The sequence below is a fragment of the Lentilactobacillus senioris DSM 24302 = JCM 17472 genome, from assembly GCF_001436555.1.
Classification (GTDB): Bacteria; Bacillota; Bacilli; order Lactobacillales; family Lactobacillaceae; genus Lentilactobacillus; species Lentilactobacillus senioris.
The window spans coordinates 1-3,261 of the sequence record NZ_AYZR01000003.1; the positions used below are offsets into that span (position 1 = coordinate 1).

Sequence of the window (3,261 nt, forward strand, 5' to 3'; positions counted from 1 at the left end):
AGCGTGGCAACGTCCTACCCTCGCAGGGGGCGATCCCCCAACTACTCTCGGCGTGCAGAAGCTTAACTACTGTGTTCGGCATGGGAACAGGTGTATCCTTCTGGCTATCGCCACCACACTGTGGTGCTAGAAAGAACTTCGTTCTCTCAAAACTAGCTAATATTAATTTCTGTATCCTCAAACACCAATTTACTTGGTTAAGTCCTCGACCGATTAGTATTGGTCCGCTCCATACATCGCTGTACTTCCACTTCCAACCTATCTACCTGATCATCTCTCAGGGGTCTTACTTCCATAAAGGAATGGGAAATCTCATCTTGAGGCGAGTTTCACACTTAGATGCTTTCAGCGTTTATCTCATCCATACATAGCTACCCAGCGATGCGCCTGGCGGCACAACTGGTACACCAGCGGTATGTCCATTCCGGTCCTCTCGTACTAGGAACAGCTCCTCTCAAATTTCCTACGCCCGCGACGGATAGGGACCGAACTGTCTCACGACGTTCTGAACCCAGCTCGCGTACCGCTTTAATGGGCGAACAGCCCAACCCTTGGGACCGACTACAGCCCCAGGATGCGATGAGCCGACATCGAGGTGCCAAACCTCCCCGTCGATGTGGACTCTTGGGGGAGATAAGCCTGTTATCCCCAGGGTAGCTTTTATCCGTTGAGCGATGGCCCTTCCATACGGTACCACCGGATCACTAAGCCCGACTTTCGTCCCTGCTCGACCTGTCTGTCTCGCAGTCAAGCTCCCTTCTGCCTTTACACTCTGCGAATGATTTCCAACCATTCTGAGGGAACCTTTGGGCGCCTCCGTTATTGTTTGGGAGGCGACCGCCCCAGTCAAACTGCCCACCTGACACTGTCTCCCACCACGCTTAGTGGTGCGGGTTAGAGTGTTCACACAGCGAGGGTCGTATCCCACCAGCGCCTCCACCGAAACTAGCGTTCCGGTTTCTACGGCTCCGACCTATCCTGTACAAGCTGTGCCAACACCCAATATCAAGCTACAGTAAAGCTCCATGGGGTCTTTCCGTCCTGTCGCGGGTAACCTGCTTCTTCACAGGTATCTTAATTTCACCGAGTCTCTCGTTGAGACAGTGCCCAGATCGTTACGCCTTTCGTGCGGGTCGGAACTTACCCGACAAGGAATTTCGCTACCTTAGGACCGTTATAGTTACGGCCGCCGTTTACTGGGGCTTCATTTCTGGGCTTCGCCGAAGCTAACTCATCCACTTAACCTTCCAGCACCGGGCAGGCGTCAGCCCCTATACGTCATCTTACGATTTTGCAGAAACCTGTGTTTTTGATAAACAGTCGCCTGGGCCTTTTCACTGCGGCTGACCTTGCGGTCAGCACCCCTTCTCCCGAAGTTACGGGGTCATTTTGCCGAGTTCCTTAACGAGAGTTCACTCGCTCACCTTAGGATTCTCTCCTCGACTACCTGTGTCGGTTTGCGGTACGGGTAGTAGTTAATTCGCTAGAAGCTTTTCTCGGCAGTGTGACGTCAGTCGCTTCCCTACTTTATTTCGGTCCTCATCACTACTTGTCAACACGTAAGTAAGCCTTTCACTCCCTTACTGACTTATAGCTTGAACGCACATTTCCAGCCGTGCGCACAACTTAGCCTCCTGCGTCCCTCCATCACTCAAACATCAACTACTAGTACAGGAATCTCAACCTGTTATCCATCGCCTACGCCTCTCGGCCTCGGCTTAGGTCCCGACTAACCCTGGGAGGACGAGCCTTCCCCAGGAAACCTTAGTCATTCGGTGGATCAGATTCTCACTGATCTTTCGCTACTCATACCGGCATTCTCACTTCTAAGCGCTCCACCAGTCCTTACGGTCTGACTTCATTGCCCTTAGAACGCTCTCCTATCACTTGACCAAAGGTCAAGTCCACAGTCTCGGTAATATGCTTAGCCCCGGTAAATTTTCGGCGCAGAATCACTCGACTAGTGAGCTATTACGCACTCTTTAAATGGTGGCTGCTTCTGAGCCAACATCCTAGTTGTCTATGCAACTCCACATCCTTTTCCACTTAGCATATATTTAGGGACCTTAACTGGTGGTCTGGGCTGTTCCCCTTTCGACGATGGATCTTATCACTCACCGTCTGACTCCCGGACATAAATCAATGGTATTCGGAGTTTATCTGAACTCAGTAACCCATGACGGGCCCCTCATCCAAACAGTGGCTCTACCTCCATGATTCTAATTCCGAGGCTAGCCCTAAAGCTATTTCGGAGAGAACCAGCTATCTCCAAGTTCGTTTGGAATTTCACCGCTACCCACACCTCATCCCAGCACTTTTCAACGTACACGGGTTCGGCCCTCCAGTGCGTTTTACCGCACCTTCAGCCTGGACATGGGTAGATCACCTGGTTTCGGGTCTACAGCTACATACTTATTCGCCCATTTCAGACTCGCTTTCGCTGCGGCTCCGGCTTTTCACCTTAACCTTGCATGCAACCGTAACTCGCCGGTTCATTCTACAAAAGGCACGCTATCACCCATTAACGGGCTCTAACTGCTTGTAGGCACATGGTTTCAGGAACTGTTTCACTCCCCTCCCGGGGTGCTTTTCACCTTTCCCTCACGGTACTGGTTCACTATCGGTCACTAGGGAGTATTTAGCCTTGGGAGATGGTCCTCCCGGATTCCGACCACGTTTCACGTGTGTGGCCGTACTCAGGATCCTGAACTGAGGGATAACGATTTCGCCTACGGGGCTATCACCCTGTTTCGCTGAGCTTCCCAGCTCATTCAGCTATCATTATCTTTGTTAACTCAAATGTTCAGTCCTACAACCCCAACAAGCAAGCTCGTTGGTTTGGGCTGTTCCCCGTTCGCTCGCCGCTACTGAGGGAATCGAATTTTCTTTCTCTTCCTGTGGGTACTGAGATGTTTCAGTTCCCCACGTCTACCTCTTAATAGCTATGTATTCACTATTAAGTAACAATCGACTAAGATTGTTGGGTTTCCCCATTCGGAAATCTCCGGATCAAAGCTTACGTACAGCTCCCCGAAGCATATCGGTGTTAGTCCCGTCCTTCATCGGCTCCTAGTGCCAAGGCATCCACCATGCGCCCTTGATAACTTAACCTCACAGCACTTCGTGCTGCGTTAAAGTTATTGAGTATTGCGATACTACATTAAAAAACTCAATTTAATACGCGGTGTTCTCGGTTGAAATTATATTATAAATATAATTCACTACAGAAATTAATATTATCTAGTTTTCAAAGAACCAAGT

Annotated in this window: 2 rRNA genes; both read right to left on the reverse strand. The window is 50.3% G+C overall.

Annotation, left to right across the window (positions count from 1 at the left end):
• Position 1: 1 nt before the first annotated feature.
• Positions 2 to 118, reverse strand: a 5S ribosomal RNA gene (gene rrf, locus FC56_RS00350).
• Between the two features lie 75 nt (positions 119 to 193).
• Positions 194 to 3,111 (reverse strand): 23S ribosomal RNA (locus tag FC56_RS00355).
• Between the last annotated feature and the right edge of the window lie 150 nt (positions 3,112 to 3,261).